This is a genomic window from Bradyrhizobium sp. SZCCHNR1017, assembly GCF_032381375.1.
Taxonomy (GTDB): Bacteria; Pseudomonadota; Alphaproteobacteria; order Rhizobiales; family Xanthobacteraceae; genus Bradyrhizobium.
Genome location: NZ_JAUHIR010000007.1, coordinates 286,786 through 303,131 on the forward strand (window position 1 = coordinate 286,786; position 16,346 = coordinate 303,131).

A 16,346-nucleotide genomic window follows, 5' to 3' on the forward strand; every position below is an offset into this window, starting at 1 on the left:
CCAATACCCGGTGCTATGCAATCTCATGTGCATCTGCACAATGACCCGAGGAGGCCAAAGCACTGGCCCCAGAAGGCCAAGGGATGGCTCAGCAGATTCGAACCACATCGTCGTCCTGGATGCGCGGCGTCGCGACGACGCTGAACGAGCAAGGTCTGGATGCGGCTGCGCTGTTCGCCGACGTAGGCCTGTCGATCGACGATCTCGACGATTGCGATCGCCGCTGGCCGACCGAGGCGCTGAGCCGGTTGTGGGTGCTGGCGGCCGAGCGTTCGGGCAATCCGGACATCGGGCTGGCAAAGCTCGATGCGCCGCGACCTGACAACTATGGCGTCGCCGGCTATGCCATGATGTCGAGCCCCACGCTCCTCGCCGGGCTGACGCGACTGATCCGCTACATGTGCCTGGTGAGCGACGCGGTGACCATCACGCTCGAGCAGGGCAATGGCGGCCGTTGGGTGCGGACCGACGTGTTCGGCGGTGAATGCCCGATTCCGCGGCAGCGCTATGACTACGGCGTCGTCAATCTGCTCAATCTATGCCGGTGGATGCTGGATCGTCCGCTGACGCCGCTCGCCACGCGTTTCTCGCATGCGGTGCCGCTATCGATCGCGTGCTACAACAGGGCGTTCCAATCCCCACTCGAATTCGACGCGCCATTCAACGGCTTCCTGGTGTCGGATCAGGATCTCGCCTGCAAGCTGACGACCTCGGCGCCCGAGCTTTCGGCAATCCACGATCGGATCGCCGACGAGGCGCTGGAGCGTCTGGTCAAGGCCGACACTGCGTATCGCGCCCGCGCCGCGATCGTCAGGCTGCTGCCCGACGGCAGCCCGCTGCGCTCGGCCATCGCAGCCGAGCTGGGCTTGAGCGACCGAACCTTCCAGCGCCGGCTGGCGGACGAAGGCCTCTCCTTCAGCGATCTCGTCGACGATGTCAGGCGCGAGCTCGCCCAGCGCCATCTCGCCGATTTCCGCATGACGCTCACCGACATCGGCTATCTGCTCGGCTATGCCGACCAGAGCACCTTCTTCCGCGCATCCAATCGCTGGTTCGGCGAATCACCGGGCGAATACCGCTCGCGGCTGATGGAGGGCGTGCGGCGGGAAGTCGCTGTCGCGCGCGGACCATGATCCGCCGGCGGGAGACGGCTTCAGACGCGTTCTTCAGAACATCCCGTTGGGATTGGCCGACTGCTCGGGAACGGGCTGAACCGAATCCCAATGCTCCTCGATCTTGCCGTCCTTGAGACGGAAGATGTCGACGATGGCGTTGCCGCGCGTGCCGGGCTCGCGGACGGCGTGAACGCGCAGCACGACGAAGTCGCCGTCGACATGCACCTGCGTGATCCTGCTGTGCGACTGTGGAAATTTGGCCTTCAGAAATTCGATGAACTTGCGAAATCCCTCCGGGCCGTCCTCGGCATTCGGATTGTGCTGGATGTAGGTGCCGAGATATTTCGACGCCGCCTCGAAATCCTTGCGATTGAGGCCCTGCTCATAGAAGTCGAGCACGATCGCCTTGTTGCGCTCCTCCTGGGCCGAATAGGCCCGCTGAGCCAGCACCGGTGTTGCGACCGTGGCGAACAGCACCGCGGCCACCGCGGCGAAACGCGTCATCATTCCGTCATCTCCCCCGGGGCGCAGACATGATGCAGCCGTTGCCCACCCCAGCTATTTCGGCTGTCGCCAGCTAAGCGGACTTCCCACGGGAAGTGACCTCAAAGATGAGTGACCTCAATAATAGCGGTGGAGATGATGCACCGGGCCGTGGCCGCGTCCGACCGTGAAGCGATCGGCAGCCGCGATCGCGCCGGAGATGAAGGCCTTGGCGTTGCGTACGGCCGCCTCGAGGCTCTCCCCCTTCGCCAGCCCTGCGGCCACGGCCGACGACAGCGAACACCCCGTGCCGTGGGTGTTCGTCGTGTCGATGCGCGGCGACGGCAATGGGATGCTGGTTGCTGATGTGATCAGGTAATCGGTGCTGTCGGCGCCCTGCCCGTGGCCGCCCTTGATCAGCACGGCCGGACAGCCGAGCGCGAGCAGCCGGCGGCCTTGCGCGGCGATCGCCTCGTCCGAGGTCGCGACCGGCTCGTCGAGCAGCGCGGCCGCCTCGGGCAGGTTCGGCGTGATCAGCGACGCCCGCGGGATCAGCCCGCGGCGCAGCGCGTCGATCGCATCCTCCGGCAACAGCCGGGCGCCCGAGGTTGCGACCATCACCGGATCGAGCACCACGTGCCGCGGCCGCCAGCGCGCGAGGCTTGCCGCAATGGCGTCGGCAATCGGCGCCTGCGCCACCATGCCGATCTTGACCGCGCCGACCGCGAGGTCATCGAACACCGCATCGATCTGCGCGGCGACGAAATCGGGCGGCACCAGATGCACCCCGGTCACGCCCCTGGTGTTCTGGGCGGTCAGCGCCGTCAGCACCGAGGCGCCATAGACGCCGAGCGCCGCGAAGGTCTTGAGGTCGGCCTGGATACCGGCTCCCCCGGAGGAATCCGAACCGGCGATGGTAAGTGCGACGGGGGTGCTCATGCCCCCTTCCTAGCGCGGGCCGGCCGCGCCCGGCAAGCAGGCCGGCCCACCGGAGAAAGCGTATCGACTTCGTCGGAAAACGCTATATTGAGGCGAAAGATGCCTTCCGGAGACAGCCCGCAATGGTTCCCTTCTTCGTCCAGATCAAGTGCAAGCTTGGCCAGTCCTACACGGTCGCCAATGCGCTGGCGGAAGCCGAGATCGCCTCCGAGATCTACTCGACGGCGGGAAATTACGACCTGCTGGTGAAGTTCTACGTCGACAATGCCACCGACATCGGCCACTTCGTGAATGAGAAGGTCCAGATCCTGCCCGGCATTCAGGACACCCACACCATCATCACGTTCAAGGCCTTCGGCGCCACCTGACGAGGCGCGCTTTCTCACCCGGCGCGGCCTGCCCGTCGGGCGTCTGCCTCAACACCTGCCTCACGACAAAGGCGCCCGTCGTGACCGACGGGCGCCGAGGTCCTGAAAATGGGTCAAGCATGGTTTCGTCATGAAAGACGGTGGCGGCCGGAGACCGTTGTCCGCCAATTCGCACCGGTGGGCCGGAAAGCCGGACCTTTCGATCGTGAGGGGCAATTGGGGGACCGTCGAACGGCCCGGCTTTCCCTTCGGCAACTTGGCGACAGGCGCTCTATAGCGGGTACGCGGAGCACCGGGTCAAGGCGGGCGGCCGATCCGATACGGTCGATCAAGAAGTTGAGACGAAAACTCAAGAATGACTGCGGCGCCGCGTGAAGAGTGAGATCAAAGCCGTTTCGTCCCTGCTGCCGAGCTACGGCTTTTGCGCCGAGCAGATGGACACCGAGGCGAACATTGCGGCGTGGCGCGAGGCCACGTCGACGTTCTTCGAGGTCGACCAGCTCGCGGCCGGCGAGGCCGCTCCGTTCAGAGCGGACGTGCTGTCCTATGCGCTGGGCTCCGTGCTGCTGGGATCGGCCCGTGCGAGCGGCCAGCGGTTCCGGCGATCGGCCGAAACCGTCGCCCGCAGCGGCGTGGATCACATCATCCTGCAGCTCTACGTGAACGGCAGCTATGAGGGCGTCGCGGGCGCCTCGCCGATCCGGGTCGAGGCCGGCGACCTCTGCGTGCTCGATCTCGCCCAGACACTCGAAACGCGCGCGACACCGTTCGAGAACGTCACGTTGGTGGTGCCGCGTCCGATGTTCGATGCGCGCCTGCTGCAGGTCGACGACCTGCACGGCCTGGTGCTGCCGCGCAGCGGCGCGCTGGCGCCGCTGTTGGCGCGGCATTTCGGCGCGCTGCTCGACTGTGCGCCGCGCATGAGTTTCGACGAGTGCCAGGCCGCGGTCGAGGGCACGATCGCGCTGATCTCGGCGTGCCTGCGCGGCGAGCTCGAACGCCGCGATGCCGACCGCAGCGTGACGCCGGACGCCTCGCTCCTCCGCGTCCGCCAATATATCGAAGCGCGGCTGTCGAGCCCTGAACTCAGCGCCGACGCGGTGGCGCTGCATTTCGGGATGTCTCGCGCGTCGCTCTATCGCCTGTTCGCGCCGATCGGCGGCATCGCCGACTACATCCGCAGCCGCCGCCTGCACCGCGCGTTCTTCGATCTCGCCGGGACGGGATCGCGGACGCAGCGCATCAGCGAGGTCGCGCGGCGCTGGCAGCTCGGGACCGATGCGCATTTCACGCGGCTGTTCAAGGCCGCCTACGGCATCACGCCGAGCGCCGCGCGCGAGGCCGCCATGCTGGGCTCGCCACGCCTGCCGGTCGACGCGGACGCCGAAGCCGCCTCGCCGCTCAGCCGTTGGATGCGAGGGATAGCAGCGCCCCGGACCGGGGAATGAGCGCGACGACGGCCGCCGAGTGCGGGTCGTCGTCCTCGGATGCGTCGTCCTCAGATGCGTCTTCGGCCGGCTGCGGCTCGTCGGCATCGGACGCAGCGCGCGCGATCTCCAGATGCTGCTCGAGCTGCTCGACCGGCATCGGCCGGCCCAGCAGATAGCCCTGCGCGAAATTGACGCCGAGGGCGCGCAGTTGCACCAGCTGCTCTTCGGTCTCGACGCCTTCGGCGGTGATCTGGATGCCAAGCCCCCGCGCCAGCGTCACGACCGAGGAGATGACGGCGGCACTTTCGTCGCGCACGCTCAGATTGGCGACGAAGGACTTGTCGATCTTGATCTTGTTGAACGGGAACGCCGTCAGCGAACGCAGCGACGAATAGCCGGTGCCGAAATCGTCGAGCGCCAGCGAGATGCCGAGGCCCTTCAGCCGGTCGATGAAGCTCTCGTTCTCGGCCGCGCGCTCCAGCAGCACCGACTCCGTGATCTCGATCTCGAGACGCTTCGGATCGAGGCCGGACCTCGCGAGCGCCGACTGGATGACGTCGAACAGTTCGGCCTGCTTGAACTGGACGGGCGACAGATTGACGGCGATCTTGACGTCGTCCGGCCATGCGGTGGCGTCGTCGCAGGCGCGCCCGATGATCCATTCGCCGAGCGGCACGATCAGGCCGGTCGACTCCGCAAGCGGGATGAACTTGTCCGGCGGCACCAGCCCCTTGACCGGATGACGCCAGCGCACCAGCGCCTCGACACCGCGGCGCTCGCGCGTCTCGGCGTCGTAGAACGGCTGATAGTGCACCTCGAACTGGCACTGCGCGATGGCGTCGCGCAGATCACCCTCGAGCGTGTTGCGCGCCTCGAGCTCGGCCGACATCGCATCGTCATAGAGCGTGTAGCAGCTGCGGCCGGCGGATTTCGAGCGATAGAGCGCGAGGTCGGCCTTCTTGAGCAGGTGCTCCTGGTCGCGGCCGTGCTGGGGCGCGAGCGAGATGCCGATGCTGGTGCCGATCTCGACCCGTTGCCCGCCGAGCTGGAACGGCTCGGCGATCAGCTTGGTGATGCGCTGCGCAAGCTCGATCGCGGCGGCGCGCTGGTCGGCGGATCCGGCCTGGATCAGGGCGAACTCGTCGCCGCCGAGCCGGGCCAGCACGTCCTCGTCGCGCAGCTGAGATCTCAGCCGCTGAGCGACCTGCACCAGCAGTTCGTCGCCGGCGCCATGGCCGAGCGAGTCGTTGACATTCTTGAAGCGGTCGAGGTCAAGCAGGAAGACTGTGAAGCGGCCGCTCTTCTCGTCGTTGATGCGCTCCATTTCCTCGAGGAAGAAGGCGCGGTTCGCAAGGCCCGTCAGCGCGTCGGTCTGCGCCAGCTCGAGCACGCGGCGATTGGCGAGCGCGAGCTGCAGGGCGTTGCGGCTCGACAGCGCGAGATACACGGCGAGGAAGATCGTCGTCGCCATGCCGGCCGCGTACAGCGCCAGCGCGCGGTTGTGGCTCGCCATCAGGCTGCCACCGGCGGGCGCCGCCTGGAACACCCAGTCGGCGTCGCCGATGCGCAAGGTCGTCGACCAGATGCTGGGGTCCGCGGGCCAGCGCTGCGGGTCCACGCCGGAGGCGTTGATCACGCGTTCGGGCGGCAGAAGGTTGATCGCGAGCGCCGGGCTGTTGGGATTGTTCGCGCGCACCGACTGCAACAGCGTCGGCAGGTCGAACACGCCGATGATGAAGCCGCTGAGATTGCGGCGGCGGTCGGCGACCGTCGTGCGCGACGTCCCCTTGGCGTAGACGGGGATGCCGATCATCACGGCGTTGTTGCGCTCGTTCTGATTGATCAGGTTCTGACGCGTGCGCAATGCGCCGATCACGTCGTAGTCGCGCGACTGTTCCAGCACGGCGCGATGGTCGGGAATGCTCCAATAATCGAGACCGTAGACCGGCGAGGTCTTCGCCTCGGTGGAGAAGTAGACCGGATAATATTCGTCGCTCTCCGGCGCGACCGTGCCGTCGGGATAGGACTTGATGCGAAAGGCGGGCACGCCATCGGTGATCGCCGCCGCCTCGTATTCGCCGCGCTCCTTGCGCTTGATCCGCGGCAGCCACGCCAGGCGCAGCATGCCGCGATGCGCCTCGAACAGGCGCGCGCTGAAGGTCTGGTACTCGCTGCGGGTGATGTCGTCGTTGGCGGATTCGAAGCGGGTGCGCAGCGCGGTCAGCCGGCTGACATATTCGTTGACGCCGTTCTGGACCAGGATCGCCTGAGCTTCGGCCACGCCTTCGAAATCGGTGCGCGCCAGCCGGTTTTCCCAGCGTCCCACGGCAACCGTCCCGACGACCGACAGCACGACGCCGACGCATGCCGCGATGATCGCAGGGCGATAAAGCCGGTATCGCGATAGCGACGCGCGCAGCCTCTCGCGCCCGCTACCGCTGCGAGCATCATCCTTTTCCTGCAGCGTCGGTGCGCTGTACTCTTCAACCTGCAATATGGCCCCCGCCAAACGGCTGCCCCTCACCACGATGCGGCCGATGCTGGCCGCGGTAAGTTAAGGACGGTCAAAGATGATCCGTCGTGGCGTACCAGAAACCGGGCTTGGTTAACGGCTGACTGTTGAGGGCCGCCCAAAACGCGATCAAGCGCGGGCCACGTCTTTAGCGAGGTCTTCATTCAACACGCCTAGACTGAGTTGTCATCAAGCGTACTCGTGCATCGAAGATCGCAATGAACTGGTTTTCAAGCCTTCGGATCTCCATCGTTCTCGTCCTGATCGCCGGCGTGCTGCCGCCCGGGTCTGCGCGCGCCGACGAGCTCGGCGTCACCAACGACTCTATCATGTTCGGCCAGGTGGCGGCGCTGGAGGGCCCGTCGGCCGCACTGGGCCAGGCGGCGCGCCAGGGATTGCTGGCGGCCTTCAACGAGCTCAACGCCAAGGGCGGCGTCTACGGCCGCAGGCTGAAGCTGGCGAGCCGCAATGACGGCTACGACCCCGATCGCTCGGTGGTCGAGACCATCAAGCTGATCTACGAGGACAAGGTGTTCGCGCTGATCGGCGCCGTCGGCACCCCGACCGCGATGGCCACCGCGCCGATCGCGGCGTCGAACGACGTCCCCTTCATCGGGCCGATCTCGGGCGCCGAATTCCTGCGGGCGCCCGAATTCCAGAACGTCGTGAACATCCGCGCGAGCTACGCGGCCGAGGCCGAAGCCACGATCAAGTATCTCACCGAAGAGCTTCACCTCACCCGCATCGCCATTTTTTATCAGGATGACTCGTTCGGCCGCGACGTGCTGGCCGGCGTGAAGACGCATCTCGATCGCCGCGGCCTCGAGCTCGCGGCCGAAGGCACGTTCGAGCGCAACACGCGCGCGGTCGGCGCGGCGCTCAAGGTCATCCGGCGCGCGGAGCCGGAAGCGGTGATCCTGGTCGGCACCTACGGCCCGTGCGCCGAGTTCATCAAGATGGCGCATCGCAGCGGCTTCAATCCGACCTTCACGGCGGTCTCCTTTGTCGGCGGCAATGCGCTTGCAAAGGAGCTCGGTCCGGAGGGACGCGGCGTTATCGTCTCCGAGGTGGTCCCGTTTCCGTGGGACACCGACCTCCGCGTCGTCGCCGACTACCAGGCCGCGATGAAGACGCTCGATCCGAGCCAGACGCCGGATTTCATCGGGCTCGAGGGCTACATCACCGGCCGCCTGGTGGCCCGCGCCCTGGCGATGACCGGGCCGAACCCGACCCGCGCCGAGCTGCTCCGCATCATCAACGAGGTCGGCCAGTTCGACATCGGCGGACTGGTGGTCAGCTTCGGCAACGCGCGCAAGGAGAATCCACCGCCGGTATCGCTGACGGTGATCCAGAGCGACGGCAGCTTCAAGCCGATCTGACCTGAGTGCGCGCGCTCGCCGAACTGATCAGCTTGCCGGCTTCTTCGACTTCGGCGGGCCTTCCACCGGCGGCAGCGATTTCAGATAGACCGCCATCGCCTTGCGATCCTCGGGCGTGAGCTGCGAGGTGTTGCGGATCACCCGCGCCATCGAGCCGCCGGCGCTGTCGCCATCGGGCAGCTGTCCGGTCTCGAGGAAATAGCTGATGTCGCTCTCGCTCCAGTCCGCCAGGCCCTTTTGGGTGATGTTCGGCACGAAGCCCTGACCTTCGGGATCCGGCCCGCCCGCCAGACGCTGCGCCGAAACGATGCCGCCGAGCGCGTTGCGCGGGCTGTGGCACTCGGCGCAATGGCCGAGCGTATTGACCAGATAGGCGCCGCGATTCCACTCCGCCGGGCGCGAGGCGTTGGCGGCAAACAGCCTGTCGTCGAAGAACAGCAGCTTCCAGACCCCGACGGTGCGACGGATGTTGAACGGGAATGGCATGTCGTGCGCGCGCGAGGCGCCGGCGACCGGCGGCAGCGTCTTCATGTAGGCGAAGAGATCGCGGACGTCGTCGATCTTCGCCGCAGCGTAGGAGGGATAGGGAAATGCCGGGTAGTAGTGGCTGCCGTCCGGCGACACGCCCCTCACCACCGCATTGACGAACTCGGCCTCGCTCCAGCGCCCGATACCGTCAGTGGGATCGGGCGAGATGTTGGGCGCATAGAAGGTGCCGAACGGCGAGCTCAGCGGCAGACCGCCGCCGAGCTTCAGTCGATCCGGCTGGTTCGGCACCGCGTGACAGGACGCGCAGCCACCGATGTTGAACATCTCCTGCCCGTTGGCGAGATCCGGCGCGCGCGTCGCCGCTGCGAGCGTGATCGTCGACGGCTGGGTCAGCCACCAGAACACCGCCAGGCCGGCGGCGCCGAGCACGCAGAGAGCAAGCAGGAGGCGGCGTAGCATGGTGGCTCCGTCACAGCAGGAGGATATCGTCGGCCCGGCGATCATCACCGGAGCTCGGCGGCGCCGTGATACGTCAGGACGCCCGCGCGGCGCAAACAAACGGGGGCGGACGCATTGTCGCGTCCGCCCCCGTTGATTGCTGGTCAGATCAACTGTTCTTGAGACGGAAGGTCTCGTGGCAACCGCCACATTCCTTGCCGATGGCCGGCGCGGTCGCCTTCAGGCTGTCGAGATCCTTGATCTTGGCCTTGGCCTCGGTGACGACCTTGCCGAAGCTCTCGATCTTGGCCTTGAAGCCGGCCTGGTCTTCCCAGATCTTCGGCGACGGACCGTAGTCGCCTTCGAACTTGGCGCCCTTCAGGCTCGCCGGATACATCGTCGGGAGCTTCTTGGCGGTCTCCTCGAGCTGCGCCAGAGCGGCATTGACGGCGGCCTGATCATACGGCTTCTCGCCCTTGACCATCGCGATCAGGACACCGCCGAGGTTCTTGGCGTTGGCCTTCATCGTGTCCTGGCTATGCTTGACCAGATCCTGCTGTGCCATCACGGCGCCGGCCCCTAGCAGCAAAGCTGCGACAGCCACGACAGTCCGCTTCATCAATTCGCTCCTTTGTTGTCACAATCCCGTCCAGCCCACCTGGACGGGTCGCTTGGGTGGTCAACCCCTCAGCCGGCGGGTTATTCCGGAATTGAGGCGGATATCGGAGGAGATCCGGGGGGAGAGTACTCAGAGACTATGACGGCGATGCTGCTCCCGGATCGCGATCCAGACGCGCTCCGGGGTCGCCGGCATGTCGATGTGATCGATCTTGTACTCGCGCCAGAGGGCTTCGACGATCGCATTGACGACGGCCGGACAGGAGCCGATCGCGCCCGCTTCGCCCGCGCCCTTGACGCCCATCGGATTGGTCTTGCAGGGCACGTTGTGGGTCTCGAAGGTGAAGGACGGCGCGTCGGCGGCACGCGGCAGCGCGTAGTCCATGAAGCTGCCGGTGACGAGCTGGGCGTCGGAGTTGCTGTAGACCACCTGCTCCATCAGCGCCTGGCCGATGCCCTGCACCGCACCGCCATGCACCTGGCCCGCCAGCAGCAGCGGATTCAGCGTCACGCCAAAATCGTCGACGATGACGTAGTTGACGATTTTGATGATGCCGGTCGCCGGATCGATCTCGACCTCGGCCACATGCGTGCCGTTCGGATAGGTGCCATCGGCGCTGGCGAAGGTGGCGCTGCCGTTGAGCTTGGCGGGATCTGTGCCCGGACGCTTGGCGAGGTCGGCGAACGAGATCGCGCGGTCGGTGCCGGCGACGCGGATCACGCCATCGGCGATCTCGAGATCGCCGAGGCCGGCCTCGAGCGCTTCGGCGGCGATCTGCTTGAGCTTGTCGCCGAGCTCATGGGTGGCGCGCTGCACGCTGACGCCGCCCGAGGGGATCGACGCCGAGCCGCCGGTGCCGAGGCCGGTCGCGATCTCCTGGGTGTCGCCCTGGTGGATGTGGACCCGCTCCGGCGGCAGGCCGAACTGCTCGGCGACGATCTGGGCATAGGCGGTCTGATGGCCCTGCCCGCTCGACTGCGTGCCGATCAGGATGGTGACGTCGCCATTGGGGTCGAGCCGCACATTGGCGGTCTCCTCGCCCATCACGCCGCAGACCTCGACATAGCTCGCGAGCCCGATGCCGCGGATCAGCCCGTGCTTCTTGGCAGCCTTGGCGCGCTTCGGAAACTCCTTCCACTGCGCGATCTCCATCGCGCGCTTGAGATGCGCGTTGAAGTCGCCGGAATCATAGACCTTGCCGGTCGCGGTCTTGTAGGGCAGCGCGCGCGGCGGAATGAAGTTCTTGCGCCTGATCGCATCGACTGACATGTCGAGCTTGCGTGCGCAGGCATCGACCAGGCGCTCGATGACATACGCCGCCTCGGGGCGGCCCGCGCCGCGATAGGCGTCGACCGGAACGGTGTGGGTGAAGATCGTGCGCACCCGGCAGTGGAACGCCTGGATGTCGTAGAGGCCCGGCAGCATGCCGGCGCCGCCATGCGGGATGTAGGGCGCGAAGGTCGAGAGATAGGCGCCCATGTCGCCCATCAGGTCGACGTCCATGGCGAGGAATTTGCCGTCCTCGGCCAGCGCCATCTTCGCCGTGGTGACGTTGTCGCGGCCCTGCGCGTCGCCCATGAAATGCTCGGAGCGATCGGCGGCCCAGCGCACCGACTTGCGCAGCCGCTGCGCGGCGACCGCGAGCAGCGCATACTCCCGGTAGGGAAACAATTTTGTGCCGAAGCCGCCGCCGACGTCGGGGCAGATCACCCGCATCTTCTCGGTCGGGATCTTCAGCACGTTCTGGCAGAGGATGTCGCGCAGCCGGTGGCTGCCCTGGCTGCCAGCCGTCAGGGTCAGATGATCGCGCTTGGTGTCGTATTCGCAGACTGCGGCGCGCGTCTCCATGAAGCTCGCCACCACGCGCGGATTGACGATGCGGATCTCGGCCACCGTATGCGCTTTCGCGAAGGCCGCCTCGGTCGCGGACTTGTCGCCGATCGAGACGTCGAACAGCACATTGCCCTTGTGTTCGGCCCATACCTGCGGCGCATCCGGCTTGATCGCGTTCACGACGCCGGTCACGGCCGGCAAGGTCGTCCACTCGACCTTGATCGCCTCCAGCGCGTCGCGCGCGTGATCCAGCGTATCGGCGACGACGAAGGCGATGGCGTCACCGACGTGGCGCACCTCGTTCCTGGCGAGGATCGGATAAGGCGGCGCGGTGAAGGGATCGGTCTCGAGATTGAACAGGCAGGGCAGCCCACCGAGCTCCGCGGTGTCGGCGGCGGTCAGGATCAGCGCCACGCCCGGCAAGAGCCGCGCCTGGGTGACATCGATGGTGAACTTGGCATGGGCATGCGGCGAGCGCAGCACCAGGGCATGCAAGGCGGCAGCCAGCGCCAGATCATCGGTATAGCGGCCCTTGCCGCGAATCAGCGCGTCGTCCTCTTTCCGGAGAACGCTTTGTCCGACGCCGAACTTGATAGGAGCTGCCATCTGGTTTCACTTCCCGCTTGCATTGTCGCGACTATTGGACGGCATATTGCAGCGGAACGAAGACTCGCGCAAACGCCATATGGCCGCCCCTGGACCCACGCGCGGTCAACTCTCCGCAGGCATGCCACCAGCTCGATGCTGCAGCGCAAACGTCAGCGCCGCACCAGCGCCTTGAGCCAGCGCGGGCCGAACAGCACCAGAATGGCGCCGGCATAAATGACGGCCCCCACCACGATCAACAGGCCGAGAACGACTTCGTCCTGCAAGCGGCCGAGCGAAGCGAGATGGGCCGATGCCACCAACGCTGTCGCCCACAGCGCCGCCGCGAGCACCACGCCGGTTCCGGCAAATTTCAGCAGCGACATGGTGAGCCGCCGATCGAACCGCAGATAGCCCTTGTGCACGGCGAAGCCGAGCACGAGCAGCAGGTTGATCCAGGCGCCGACGGCCGTCGCCAGCGCGAGGCCGACCTGGGCGAGCGAGCCCATCAGCAGGACCTTCAGCACGACGTTGGCGGTCAGCCCGGTGAGCGAGGCCTTCACCGGCGTGGCGGTGTCCTTGCGCGCGTAGAAGGTCGAGACCGCGCTGCGGATCATCACGAACGGAATGAGGCCGACGGCATAGGCGGCGAGCGTCGCACCGGCCGCCGCGGCATCGCCCTTGGTGAAGGCGCCGCGCGCGAACATCGCGCGGGTGATGACGTCGGGCACCGCGAGGAAGGCGGCGACGAACGGCACCGAGAACAGCAGCGTGAACTCGAAGGCGCGGCGCTGCTGCTCCATGGCCCCTTCATGATCGTTCGCGGTCAGCCGCCGCGACATTTCCGGCAGCAGCACGGTGCCGATGGCGATGCCGATCACGCCGATCGGCAACTGGTTGAGGCGGTCGGCATAATACAGCGCCGAGATCGCGCCGGCGGGGAGGAACGTCGCGATGATGGTGTCGGCGAACATCGCGACCTGCGTGCCCATCGAGCCGAGCGTGGCCGGCCCCAGCGCCTTGAAGAAGGCGCGGATGTCATCGTCGAGCTTGAGCGGCGCGAAGCGCGGCAGCCCGCCGTGGCGGGCGAGATCGCCGGCGAGCAGGAAATATTGCAGGAATCCCGAGATCAGCACACCCCAGGCCGCGGCATGACCGACGCCGGGGAAGAACGCCGCCAGCGCCAAGGTCGCCATCATCGCGAGATTGAGGAAGATCGACGCCGCCGCCGCGCTGGCGAAACGCTGCATCACGTTGAGCATGCCGCCATACAGCGTCACCAGCGTGATCAGCAGCAGATAGGGAAAGGTGATCCGCGTCAGCGTGATCGCCAGGTCCCGCTGCGCCGGATCGTCGGTGAAGCCGGGCGCCAGGATCGTCATCGCCTGCGGCATGAACACCCAGGCGAGGATCAGCAGCACGATCTGCGAGGCCAGCAGCAGGGTGAAGATGCGGTCGGCAAACAGGCTCGCCGAGGCCGGCCCCTTCTCGCCATGGACATGCGCATAGGCCGGCACGAAGGCCGCGTTGAACGCCCCCTCGGCGAAGATCGCCCGGAAATGATTCGGCAGCCGGAACGCAATGAAGAAGGCGTCCGCGACCGGCCCGGCGCCGAGAATCGCCGCCAGCATGATGTCGCGGGCAAAGCCGGTGAGGCGCGACAGCAGCGTATAGCCGCCGACGGTGAAGATACGTCCGAGCATGGGGGGCTTCTAGAGCATTGGGGGGCGGGTTTGAAGCGGAGAACGCGGGCGATGCCTGCTTGGGGGTAAATTGTGGCGACCCGGTCGCGGCCCCCTCTCCCGACTTGCGGCCAGCGCCAGCACATATCGTCTCGGATCTTGCGCTCCGCCGGCTGGCAAGCATGCTCGGGCCGATGTCCGACCTCCGGTTCGCGGACACTTGAGACATGTCAAATGGGTCATGTCCCGACCAAGGTAGGCATGCAATGTGGCGTTGTTAGAAGCTTGGTTCCCAGAGTGAGCTACTCAACTCTCGCATGGTTCTTTGTGGCGGCAATTGCCGTTCACAACGTCGAAGAGGCCGTTTGGTTGCCGGGATGGTCGGCAACGGCTGGGAGATGGCACCATACCGTAGGAAGCAGTGAGTTTCGGTTTGCGTTGGCGGTGTTGACGCTGGTGGCAGCGGTCGCGGCCGTTCTCGCGAATTTGCAGGGCAAGCAAAGTCTCGGATCCTACTTGTTGTGTGGCTACGCACTGGCCATGCTGCTGAACGTCGCCGTCCCGCATGTTCTGTCGACACTGGCGATGCGCCGCTATGCGCCGGGGACTGCAACTGCAGTGCTCATCAATTTGCCGGTCACCGCCACGCTGCTGCGAACGGCGTTGGCGGAGGGCTACATTGACAGCGGCACGTTCGTTTGGGCCGGACCGCTGGTCGTGATTGCCATCGTTGCCCTCATCCCTGTTCTCTTCAGAGCTGGCCGAGTGATCAACGGTTCGCAGTAGCCAACGATCTTTCGCTCAGCCCGTAGGGCCGATTAGTACTCCGGATGTCGATGCGCTCATCGGGGCGAGGCTTGCTGCGAGCACGCAACTCACCACCGTCATTGCGAGGAGCGTCAGCGACGAAGCAATCCAGGGCCGCACGCGCAGCGCTGGATTGCTTCCGCCGTCGCCCTTCGGGCTATGGCGGACAAGTCGCTTCGCTCGCAATGACGATGAGTGTGCCGATGCGGCGTCAGCACGAACAACACCGGAGAAGGCGCCAGATGCGTGCCAAGCACTCCGCTGTCATCCCGGACAAGCCGGCCGACGCGAAGCGGCGGCGGGCGCTGATCCGGGATCCATACGCCGTGCGGCCGATGGGGCGCGTGGATCGGGCCGCCTGCCCGTTTCAGAGATCACGCGGTATGGGTCCCGGCGTTCGCCGGGACGACAGTGTGATTTGGGGCTGCCAACGGGGCAGATCGCCCGCCGGCGCTGTGAGCCGCGCCGCAGCAAGCGGCGTGACGTCAAGGATGCGTAAGGCCTCAGGCCCGGACTGCGCCGCGGACGACGTCGATGATGCGCCCTTGCGTCGGCTCGTCGAGATAGGCGTGCATCGGCAGGCTGATGACATCGCTGGACAGCTGCTCGCTGACCGGCAGGCCGCCATCGGCGCTCGGGAAGATGCGGTAGGCGGTCTGCTGATGCATCGATTTCGGATAGTAGATCGCGGTCGGAATGCCCTGCGCCTTCAGCGCGGCAGCGAAGGTGTCGCGGTCGACGCCCTTGGGCAGGCGGATGGTGTATTGCGCCCAGACCGAGGTGCAGCCCTCGGCGAGGCGCGGCACCTTCACGACGTCGGCCAGCGCCGCGGTGTAGCGCTCGGCCACCGCGTTGCGCGCGGCGATCTCGTCCTCGAAGATCTTGAGCTTCTCGATCAGCACCGCAGCCTGGATGGTGTCGAGCCGCGCGGTGAGGCCGAGGCGGACATTGTCGTATTTGTCGCTGCCGCCACCATGGGCGCGCACGCTGCGCAGCCGCTCCAAGAGGCCAGCATCGTCGGTGAGGATGGCGCCGCCGTCGCCGAAGCAGCCGAGCGGCTTGGCCGGATAGAAGCTGGTGGCGGTCGCGAGCCCGAAGGTGCCGATGCGGCGGCCCTTGTAGCTGGCACCAAAACCTTGGGCGGCGTCGTCGAGCACGAACAGGCCTTCGGCTTGCGCGATCGCGGCGACCGAATCGTGGTCGGCGCTCTGCCCGAACAGATCGACCGGGATCACAGCCTTCGGCTTCAGGCCGAGCCGCTTCGCGGTGGCGATGCCGCGGCGGAGCGAGGCCGGATCGATGTTGAAGGTGTCCTCCAGCACGTCGACGAACACCGGCGTGGCGCCGGTCAGTGCCACCGCCTCGCCGGTGGCGCAGAAGGTGAAGGACGGGCACAGCACCGCGTCGCCGGGGCCGATACCCTGGGCCATCAGCACCATCAGCAGCGCGTCGGTGCCGCTGGAGCAGCTCACGGCGTATTTGGCGCCGCAGAATTCAGCCAGCTCCTTCTCGAGCTGGATGATTTCGGGGCCGCCGAGAAACTGGCAATGCGCGAGCACGCGGGCGACGGCGTCATCGAGCGACTTGCCGAGCCGCTGGCGCTGCGCGGCGGTGTCGATGAACGGAATGGGCTGATGACGCAGGTGCTGGTTCATGAGCTCTGACAC

The 16,346-nt window shown here is 66.4% G+C and carries 13 protein-coding genes; 5 read left to right on the forward strand and 8 right to left on the reverse strand.

Translation table 11 applies throughout. The annotated features are described in order from the left end of the window. The first annotated feature begins 83 nt into the window (after window positions 1-83). Window positions 84-1,133 (forward strand): AraC family transcriptional regulator, encoded by a 1,050-nt coding sequence (locus QW863_RS19465; protein ID WP_315712759.1) that lies wholly within the window; start codon window positions 84-86, stop codon window positions 1,131-1,133. Window positions 1,134-1,166: 33 nt separating this feature from the next. Here QW863_RS19465 and QW863_RS19470 read toward each other — a convergent pair whose 3' ends face one another. Together QW863_RS19470 and thiD are read right to left on the reverse strand one after the other, a co-directional pair. Beyond that, window positions 1,167-1,622: an ester cyclase gene (locus QW863_RS19470; protein ID WP_409977945.1), complete on the reverse strand. Its 456-nt coding sequence runs from the start codon at window positions 1,620-1,622 to the stop codon at window positions 1,167-1,169. 114 nt (window positions 1,623-1,736) lie between these two features. After that, window positions 1,737-2,537 (reverse strand): bifunctional hydroxymethylpyrimidine kinase/phosphomethylpyrimidine kinase, encoded by an 801-nt coding sequence (gene thiD, locus QW863_RS19475; RefSeq protein ID WP_315712760.1) that lies wholly within the window; start codon window positions 2,535-2,537, stop codon window positions 1,737-1,739. 122 nt (window positions 2,538-2,659) lie between these two features. On the opposite strand from thiD, the gene QW863_RS19480 reads away from it, so the two are divergent. Together QW863_RS19480 and QW863_RS19485 are read left to right on the forward strand one after the other, a co-directional pair. Beyond that, window positions 2,660-2,905, forward strand: a complete 246-nt coding sequence (locus QW863_RS19480) for an Lrp/AsnC ligand binding domain-containing protein (protein ID WP_315712762.1) — start codon at window positions 2,660-2,662, stop codon at window positions 2,903-2,905. 383 nt (window positions 2,906-3,288) lie between these two features. Further along, complete coding sequence (locus QW863_RS19485; protein ID WP_315713625.1) at window positions 3,289-4,353, forward strand: helix-turn-helix domain-containing protein; 1,065 nt, start codon at window positions 3,289-3,291, stop codon at window positions 4,351-4,353. Here the strand turns inward: QW863_RS19485 and QW863_RS19490 are convergent. Next, complete coding sequence (locus QW863_RS19490; protein ID WP_315712764.1) at window positions 4,307-6,829, reverse strand: EAL domain-containing protein; 2,523 nt, start codon at window positions 6,827-6,829, stop codon at window positions 4,307-4,309. The genes QW863_RS19485 and QW863_RS19490 overlap by 47 nt on opposite strands. A gap of 236 nt (window positions 6,830-7,065) precedes the next feature. Between QW863_RS19490 and QW863_RS19495 the strand changes: the two genes are divergently transcribed. Continuing rightward, complete coding sequence (locus tag QW863_RS19495; protein ID WP_315768234.1) at window positions 7,066-8,226, forward strand: ABC transporter substrate-binding protein; 1,161 nt, start codon at window positions 7,066-7,068, stop codon at window positions 8,224-8,226. Window positions 8,227-8,253: 27 nt separating this feature from the next. Here the strand turns inward: QW863_RS19495 and QW863_RS19500 are convergent, their stop codons facing one another. The 4 genes from QW863_RS19500 to murJ form a co-directional block, all read right to left on the reverse strand. Next, on the reverse strand, window positions 8,254-9,174 hold the full coding sequence (locus QW863_RS19500; protein ID WP_315768236.1) for a cytochrome c: 921 nt from the start codon (window positions 9,172-9,174) through the stop codon (window positions 8,254-8,256). 148 nt (window positions 9,175-9,322) lie between these two features. Next, complete coding sequence (locus QW863_RS19505) at window positions 9,323-9,772, reverse strand: cytochrome c (protein WP_315768238.1); 450 nt, start codon at window positions 9,770-9,772, stop codon at window positions 9,323-9,325. Window positions 9,773-9,901: 129 nt separating this feature from the next. Beyond that, window positions 9,902-12,211, reverse strand: a complete 2,310-nt coding sequence (locus QW863_RS19510; RefSeq protein WP_315768240.1) for a xanthine dehydrogenase family protein molybdopterin-binding subunit — start codon at window positions 12,209-12,211, stop codon at window positions 9,902-9,904. Between the two features lie 152 nt (window positions 12,212-12,363). Further along, a complete protein-coding gene (murJ, locus tag QW863_RS19515; protein ID WP_315768242.1) occupies window positions 12,364-13,893 on the reverse strand; it encodes a murein biosynthesis integral membrane protein MurJ in 1,530 nt (509 codons plus the stop codon). 276 nt (window positions 13,894-14,169) lie between these two features. On the opposite strand from murJ, the gene QW863_RS19520 reads away from it, so the two are divergent. Continuing rightward, on the forward strand, window positions 14,170-14,658 hold the full coding sequence (locus tag QW863_RS19520) for an HXXEE domain-containing protein (protein WP_315753211.1): 489 nt from the start codon (window positions 14,170-14,172) through the stop codon (window positions 14,656-14,658). Between the two features lie 524 nt (window positions 14,659-15,182). On the opposite strand, the gene QW863_RS19525 is transcribed toward QW863_RS19520, so the two are convergent. Next, window positions 15,183-16,334 (reverse strand): DegT/DnrJ/EryC1/StrS family aminotransferase, encoded by a 1,152-nt coding sequence (locus QW863_RS19525; RefSeq protein WP_315768244.1) that lies wholly within the window; start codon window positions 16,332-16,334, stop codon window positions 15,183-15,185. Between the last annotated feature and the right edge of the window lie 12 nt (window positions 16,335-16,346).

Bases quoted from the DNA above. Each gene is read 5' to 3' on its own strand.
- QW863_RS19465 (WP_315712759.1), top strand. From the start codon at position 84: ATGGCTCAGCAGATTCGAACCACATCGTCGTCCTGGATGCGCGGCGTC.
- QW863_RS19470 (WP_409977945.1), bottom strand. From the start codon at position 1,622: ATGATGACGCGTTTCGCCGCGGTGGCCGCGGTGCTGTTCGCCACGGTC.
- thiD (WP_315712760.1), bottom strand. From the start codon at position 2,537: ATGAGCACCCCCGTCGCACTTACCATCGCCGGTTCGGATTCCTCCGGG.
- QW863_RS19480 (WP_315712762.1), top strand. From the start codon at position 2,660: ATGGTTCCCTTCTTCGTCCAGATCAAGTGCAAGCTTGGCCAGTCCTAC.
- QW863_RS19495 (WP_315768234.1), top strand. From the start codon at position 7,066: ATGAACTGGTTTTCAAGCCTTCGGATCTCCATCGTTCTCGTCCTGATC.
- QW863_RS19500 (WP_315768236.1), bottom strand. From the start codon at position 9,174: ATGCTACGCCGCCTCCTGCTTGCTCTCTGCGTGCTCGGCGCCGCCGGC.
- QW863_RS19505 (WP_315768238.1), bottom strand. From the start codon at position 9,772: ATGAAGCGGACTGTCGTGGCTGTCGCAGCTTTGCTGCTAGGGGCCGGC.
- QW863_RS19510 (WP_315768240.1), bottom strand. From the start codon at position 12,211: ATGGCAGCTCCTATCAAGTTCGGCGTCGGACAAAGCGTTCTCCGGAAA.
- murJ (WP_315768242.1), bottom strand. From the start codon at position 13,893: ATGCTCGGACGTATCTTCACCGTCGGCGGCTATACGCTGCTGTCGCGC.
- QW863_RS19525 (WP_315768244.1), bottom strand. From the start codon at position 16,334: ATGAACCAGCACCTGCGTCATCAGCCCATTCCGTTCATCGACACCGCC.